Genomic DNA, 7,973 nt, shown 5'->3' on the forward strand with positions numbered 1-7,973 from the left:
ATGGCCGGGGGCACCAGTGCGGCCGAGCTGGTGGTCATGGCGGCCAACCTGGATCTCAACGCAACCCGCATCGATCTGGTGGGGCTGGTGGCCAAGGGCTTGGAGTTCGCCTGACAAGGCAGGCCCACGGAATTCTTGCGGGCGTCACGATCCCGGCAGACAATTCCACCATGGATTTGTCTGCCGATCTCCGCGCCCTTCTGCCCCGCTGGCGCATTGACGGGGCTGACATGCTGCCGCCCGAAGAGCCCGCGCAGATCGAAGCCCTGTTTGCCCGGCTGGGCCAGCCCGCCACCGCCGAGGTGCTCACCCTCTACACCACCCTGGGCGGCATGGCGACGATGGACGGCGCGTTCTGGCGGCTGTGGTCGCTCAAGGAAGTCAGCCGCGCCAACCAGGGCCCGCCCTCCGAATGGGGGGTGCAGTTTGCCGACTTCCTCACCCACAGCCATGTCTTTCGGCTGCGCACCACCGCCAGCGGCCAGTCGGAAGTCTTTGCCGACCCCTTGCACCCGGACAGCCCGCCCGTGCGGGTGGCGGCTTCCCTCAGCGAATTCTTTGCCCTGTACCGCCAGCATCCGGACCAGGCGCTGCAGCAGCGGTAGCCAACAGGCCCTCTGTGCAGCAGCCGATCCCGCCCGAGTGCCGCGTGCCACCTTCGTCGCCGCACGCCCTCGCCGCGCCAGCGGCGGTAATTCATCTGCGCAAAAGAAACTACTTTCTGGCAATAATCTGTCCGCGCTGCTGCTTGACCACGGCAATGAGCGCATCTTCTGCAGGGTGGCATCCCTTTCCGGATGCCCCTGCGCCTGGCTACTTTCTTCACGATGACGCCGCCCTCCTCGCCCCGCTACCACTTCATCACCGGCCTGCCCCGCTCGGGCTCCACCCTGCTGTCGGCGCTGCTGCTGCAGAACCCGCGCTTTCATGCGGGCATGACCAGCCCGGTGGGTACGCTGTTTCGCGGCATGCTCAACCAGCTCGGTGCGGGCAGCGAGTTCGGCCCCGTGGTCACCAAGGCGCAGCGCCACCGCCTGGCACGCGGCCTGTTCGATGGCTACTACGCCGACCAGGTGCAGGCTGGCAAGGAAGTCATCTTCGACACCAATCGCATGTGGAGCGCGCAGATGCCCGCCCTCATGGAGATGTTCCCCGGTGCCAAGCTGATCGCCTGCGTGCGCAACGTGGCCTGGGTCATGGACAGCATCGAGCGGCGCTACCGCTCCAACCCGTTCGAGATCACGCGCCTGTTCAACGACGACACCGAGCGCAACACCGTCTACAGCCGCGTGGATACGCTGGCCCAGCGCAACCGCATGGTGGGCTATCCCTGGACGGCACTCAAGGAGGCCTTCTACGGCGAGCATGCCGCGTCGCTGCTGCTGGTGGACTACGACCTGTTGGCCCAGGCACCCGACAAGGTGCTGCCCCTGGTCTACCAGTTCCTGGGCGAGCCGGCATTCCCGCACGACTTCGGCAAGGTGCACTACGACGCCCCTGATTTCGACGAAGCCCTGGGCCTGCACGGCCTGCACAAGGTGCGCCCGCAGGTGGGCCTGGAGCGGCGCGAAACCATCTTGCCGCCCGACCTGTTCGAGCAGTACAGCCAGCTGTCGTTCTGGCAGGACCAGGCAGGCAGCCGGGCCAACGTGGTCACGGCGAAGGCGGCCAGCGCCCCTTAGAACCTGCGTGGCTGTCTCGGCCCGCCGCTCGCGGGCCCGCCAAACAGGTGATGCGGACGCGCGCCCAGCGCATCGGGACCAGTCCCCGCCCTGCTTGATCCCCGCCAACGATGCACCCCGCGCCATGCTCGCCTTTGCCAGCTGGCCCCGTGCAAGCGCCAGCCATGGCAATCCGGGAAGCACATCGCACCATGGCCACCAGAGCCCATCCGGCTGTGGCGATTCTTCAAATGAATCAATATGTTACGAGCAAGCATCGTGCAGATTTTTTGTTGACCCTCACGGGTCTTTCACATACTTTCAAACGTCGCCCCAACTTGGGGATCCTGGGCAGAAGACCTGCCCCGCATGAAATGAACGTGAACCATCCACTTGATCAGCACATCTGCTACCGCTGCCCCACCAGGGGTCCTGGCGCCATAGGGTGCGTCGCCTGCCTTGCCCATGCTGCGCTGGCGTTCACCCCCTCCTAGACCGCCGGCATTCCCACCACCTGCAGCACCGGCCCGGCACCTGCTGAATGCCTGGTCCGCCACGACGCACCCGGCCCCGGTTGGCGGACCCCCCCTCTCCACAACATCCACTGAATCAACACCATGACCACCCTCCAGACCGACGGCACGGCCGCCCGAGAGATCATCTTTGTCGACAGCCGCGTGCAGGACGCGGCCACCCTGCTCAAGGGCTTCCCGCCTGGTGCCGAGGTGGTGGTACTGAAGGCCGGCGAAGACGGCCTGGCCCAGATGGCCGCCGCCTTGGGCGAACGGGGTGACGTGGATGCCGTGCATGTGCTGGCCCATGGCAGCGAAGGGCAGTTGTGGCTGGGTACCACGTTCCTGGATGCCGGCAACCTGGCCGGGCACGGCGATGCACTGGCCGCCATCGGGCGCGGCATCACGGCCGATGGCGACCTGCTGGTGTATGCCTGCAACCTGGCGCAGGGCGAGGCCGGCGCGCAGTTCGTCTCGACGCTGGCGGAGCTCACGGGGGCCGACGTGGCAGCCAGTGACGACCGCACGGGCGCGGGCGGGGATTGGGATCTGGAAGTCACCACAGGCCAGGTAATGGCGACCACGGTATCGGAGGCCGCCTACGACCACGCGCTGGCCACCATCACCGTGACCACTGGTGCCGACGCGGGCGCGGGCTCTCTGCGCCAGGCCATCGCATCGGCCACCACAGGCGACACCATCACCTTTGCTGGCGGCGTCACCACCGTCACGTTGAGCAGCGGCCAACTGGTCATCAACAAAAATCTCACCATTGATGGCGATCTGGACAACAACGGAACACCCGATGTGGTGGTCGATGCGAACTACACCAGTCGTGTAATCAGTGTCACGGCGGGTACGGTTGTCCTCGATGGCTTGAGCATCACACACGGCTTCATTACAGGCAAAGGGGGAAATACTGCGGGCGACGGCCCGGGACTTGCAGGCGAAGACGCTTTGGGGGCAGGCATCAGCAACGCGGGAAGCCTGACGATCACCAACAGCACTGTCACAAACAATAGGGCAGCCGGTGGTGGGGGGGGTGGGGGGCACAACGACGGAAAGGCCGGCGGCGGTGGCGCGGGTGGTGGCGGTGGTGGCGTGGCCGCTATCGCCAACGGTGGAGACGGCGGCAACAATTTTGTTAGTGCGACCCCTGGAGTTGTGCTTCCTGGAAACGCAGGCACCCTGGGTGCAGGGGGCGCAGGCGCAGGCTTTGGTTCCTATGGTGGACAAGGTGGATCCACCGCTGGAGGTGCTGGGGGAGTCGATGGTGGTGGGTACTACACCGCCGGTGGTGTGGGTGGGACAGCCGCGGGGGCCATCAGCATTGGCGGTGGCGGCGGCGGTACAGGCATCAGCGCTGCGGGAGGAAAAGGTGGAAGCGCTGCCGGCGGCATTTACAACACCGGCACTTTGACCATTTTGGGCAGCTCCATTACCAACAACTCTGGTGCAGGTGGTGGTGGTGGCGGCGGCGGCCTTACTGGCGAGGGCAACGGCGGCGCTGGCGGCGCTGGCATTGGCGGAATCTGGAATGCAGGTGGCACCGTTCTTTTGGACTCAGGCACAAATGCGACTTTGGCCACTGGCAACGCAGGTGGTGGCGGAGACGGTGGATTGGCAGCTGGAGGGAGTTCGAACGGTACCAATGGCGCCGGTGTATCGGCAATCACAACAACTGGCGGAGGCACGCAGAATCTGGCCTACGTCCCGCCTCCCACCCTCACCAGCGCCACCTACGACGCGGCCACCGGCATCCTCTCGGTCACCGGCGCCCACATGACGACCGGCGACACCATCGCCCTCAACAAGATCACCATCAGCGGCGAGGGCGGCCTCTCACACGTCCTCACCAGCACCAACGTCACCGCAAGCAGCGCCACCGCATTCAGCGCCACCCTCAACGCCACCGACCAGGCCGCCATCCACCAGTTCATCAACAAGAACGGCACCACGTCCACCGGCGGCACCGCCTTCAACCTGGCGGCTGCGGACGATTGGAACACCAATGTGACCGCCGGCAACACGGCCGATACGACCAATGCCCTCACGGCCAGCAATGTGGCCGCACCCACCGTCACCAGCGCCACCTACAACGCATCCACGGGCGTACTGGCGGTCACGGGCACGGGCTTCCTCAAGCTCAACGGCGCCACCAACGACATCGACGTCAGCAAGCTGACCTTCGTGGGCGAAGGCGGGGCCATCCGCACACTAACCACCTCCAGCGTGGAGATCGCCAACGGCACGAGCTTCACGGTCACCCTCAACGCCGCCGACCAGGCCGCCGTCAACCAGATCGCCAACAAGAACGGCACCATCTCCACCGGTGCCACTACCTACAACCTGGCAGCAGCGGAAGACTGGGCCGCCGGTGCCGATTCCGCCGTGGTTGTCGCCGACCTTACTGGCAACGGCATCACGGTCTCCAACGTTGCCGCACCCACCATCACCAGCGCCACCTACAACGCCGCCACGGGCACTCTGGTGGTCACGGGCACAGGCTTCCTCAAGCTCAACGGCGCCACCAACGACATCGACGTCAGCAAGCTGAGCTTCACGGGCGAAGGCGGGTTGAACCGCCCGCTGACCAGCGCCAACGTGGAGATCACCGACGGCACCACCTTCTCCGTCACCCTCAACGCCGCCGACAAGGCCGCCATCAACCAGATCGCCAACAAGAACGGCACCAGCTCCACCGACAACACCACCTACAACCTGGCCGCCGCCGAAGACTGGGCGGCCGGTGCCGATGCCGCCGTGGTGGTCGCCGACACCACGGGCAATGGCATCACGGTCTCCAACGTGGCCGTGCCCACCATCACCAACGCCACCTACGACGCCAGCACCGGCACCCTGGTGGTCACCGGCACGGGCTTCCTCAAGCTCAATGGCGCCACCAATGACATCGATGTGAGCAAGCTGGGCATCACCGGCCAGGGGGGCACCACGTACCCGCTGACCACGGGCGGCGTGGAGATCAGCTCCGACACCCAATTCACCGTCGTGCTCTCCGGCACCGACCAGGCCGGCTTGCGCACCCTGGTCACCGCCAACGGCACGCAGTCCTCGGGCGGCACCACCTACAACCTGGTCGCAGGCGAAGACTGGGCGGCCGGTGCCGATGCGGCGGTCGTCGTGGCCGATCTCACGGGCAATGGCATCACGGTCTCCAACCTGGTCTCGCCCACCCTCACCTCGGCCACCTACGATGCCGCCACGGGCGTGCTGTCCGTCACCGCCACGGGCATGCAGGCGGGCGATGCCATCGATGCCACCAAGCTGACCCTCGCCGGCCAGGGCGGCAGCTACCTGCTGACCGCCGACACCGCCAACACCACCGCCACCAGCGCCACCGCCTTCACGCTCACGCTCGGCGCCACGGACAGGCTGGCTGCCAACGGCATCCTGAACAACAACGGCACCGCCGCCGCAGACACCACGGTCTTCAACCTGGCCGGTGCCACGGGCTGGAACTCCACGGTCAATGCGGCAGCGGACACCACGGGCAACGGGGTCACTGTCAGCAACGTCACCGCCCCTACCATCACCAGCGCCACCTACGACGGCGCCACAAGCACCCTGACAGTCACCGGCACGGGCCTGGTCAAGACCGTGGGTGCCACCAACGACATCACGGTCAACAAGCTCACCATCAGCGGCGAGGGCGGCTCCCATGCCCTGTCCACCACGGCCGATGTGGAGGTCACCTCGGCCACCAGCTTCACCCTGACCCTCACCGGCACCGACATCGCTGCGGTCAACGCCCTGCTCAACAAGAACGGCGCATCGTCCGCAGGCGGCACCACCTACAACATCGCCGCCGCCGACAACTGGAACAGCGCCATCACCGGCGGCGACATCGCCGACACCACGGGCAACGGCATCAACGTCTCCAATGCAGCACCTGGCATTGCCAGCGCCAGCTACGACGCCAGCACCGGCGTGCTCACCGTCGCCGCGCTGAACATCGCCACGAACGACGCCATCGATGTCACCAAGCTGTCCGTGCTGGGCGAGGGCGGGGTCAGCTTCGCACTGACCGCAGACACCGCCAACGTCACCGCCAGCAGTGCCACCGCTTTCACAGTCACGCTCGGCGCCACCGACAAGCTGACCGTCAATGGCCTCCTGAACAAGGCCGGCACCACGGCTGCGGGCACCACGGTCTTCAACCTGGCCGCTGACGCCAGCTGGAACACCACCCGCGCCAGCGGCGCCGACACCACCGGCAATGCCGTGACGGTCTCCGCCGTCACCGCTCCCACCATCACCAGCGCCACCTACGACGGCGCCACAAGCACCCTGACAGTCACCGGCACGGGCCTGGTCAAGACCGTGGGTGCCACCAACGACATCACCGTCAACAAGCTCACCATCAGCGGCGAGGGCGGCTCCCATGCCCTGTCCGTCACGGGCAATGTGGAGGTGATCGATGCCACCAGCTTCAGCATCACCCTCACGGGCGCCGACGTCGGGGGCGTCAACAGCCTGCTCAACAAGAACGGCGCATCGTCCGCAGGCGGCACCACCTACAACATCGCCGCCGCCGACAACTGGAACAGCGCCATCACCGGCGGCAACATCGAAGACCTCACAGGCAATGGCATCACGGTGAGCAACGCCGCCCCCAGCATCCAGTCGGCCACCTACGATGCCGCCACAGGCACCCTCACGGTCTCGGCGCTGAACATGGTTGCCGGGGACACCATCGCTGTCTCCAAGCTCTCCGTCGCGGGCCAGGGCGGCAGCTACGATCTGACCACCACCAACACCACGGCCACCACCGCCACGTCGTTCACCGTCATGCTGAACGCTACCGACAAGCTGGCGGTCAATGGCATCCTGAACAAGGACGGCACAGCCTCGGCGGACGGCACCACCTTCAATCTGGGCGCCCTGGCCAGTTGGAATGCCAGCCGCACCAGCAGCGCCGACAGCACCGGCAACGCTGTCACGGTCAGCAACGTCACCGCCCCCACCATCACCAGCGCCACCTACGACGCCACCACCCACACCCTGGCGGTCACCGGCACGGGTCTGGTCAAGTCCATCGGCGCCACCAACGACATCACCGTCAACAAGCTCTCCATCACCGGCGAGGGCGGCTCCCATCTCCTGTCCACCACGGGCAATGTGGAGGTGATCGATGCCACCAGCTTCACCGTGACCCTCACCGGCGCGGACATCGCTGCGGTGCAGGCGCTGTTCAACAAGAACGGCACCTCTTCCACCGGCGGCACCACCTACAACCTGGCCGCCGCCGATGACTGGAACAGCGAGGTCACGGGCGCCAGCATTGCCGATGCGACCAATGCAGTCACGGTATCGAATGTGCCGCTGCCCGCCATCACCAGTGCCACCTACGACGCGGCCACGGGCACCCTGGCGGTCACGGGCACGGGCTTCAGTGCCCTGGCCGGCGCGGCCAATGATGTCCTGGCCACCAAGTTCACGTTGACTGGCGAGGGCGGATCCACCTACGCGCTGACCGCCTCCACCGCCAACGCTGAGATCACCAGTGCCACCGGCTTCACGCTGACGCTGGGCGCGACTGACCGCGCCGCGGTGAACCAGTTGCTCAACAAGAACGGCACCAGCTCCACCAGCACCACCACCTACAACCTGGCGGCCGCCGAGGACTGGGCCGCCGGGGCGGACGCCGCCCTGGTGGTGGCCGACGCCACCAATGCGCTCACGGTCTCCAACGTGGCCGTGCCCACCGTCACCAGCGCCACCTACGATGTGGGCACCGGGGTGCTGGTGGTCACCGGTACCGGCCTCCTGGGCAAGGCCG

3 protein-coding genes are annotated in these 7,973 nt (G+C 66.4%); all 3 read left to right on the forward strand.

Annotation, left to right across the window (positions count from 1 at the left end):
• Positions 1–170 precede the first annotated feature (170 nt).
• Positions 171–605, forward strand: coding sequence for a hypothetical protein (locus HNP48_RS35000; protein ID WP_184866288.1), 435 nt, complete (start codon positions 171–173; stop codon positions 603–605).
• A 222-nt stretch (positions 606–827) separates the two neighbouring features.
• A complete protein-coding gene (locus HNP48_RS35005; protein ID WP_184866290.1) occupies positions 828–1,682 on the forward strand; it encodes a sulfotransferase in 855 nt (284 codons plus the stop codon).
• Positions 1,683–2,278: 596 nt separating this feature from the next.
• A partial coding sequence (locus HNP48_RS35760) for a DUF4347 domain-containing protein (protein ID WP_221480469.1) occupies positions 2,279–7,973 on the forward strand: 5,695 nt, incomplete at its 3' end.

The organism is Acidovorax soli (genome assembly GCF_014207955.1).
In the GTDB taxonomy this organism is placed as follows: domain Bacteria; phylum Pseudomonadota; class Gammaproteobacteria; order Burkholderiales; family Burkholderiaceae_C; genus Acidovorax; species Acidovorax soli_A.

Bases quoted from the DNA above. Each gene is read 5' to 3' on its own strand.
- HNP48_RS35000 (WP_184866288.1), top strand. From the start codon at position 171: ATGGATTTGTCTGCCGATCTCCGCGCCCTTCTGCCCCGCTGGCGCATT.
- HNP48_RS35005 (WP_184866290.1), top strand. From the start codon at position 828: ATGACGCCGCCCTCCTCGCCCCGCTACCACTTCATCACCGGCCTGCCC.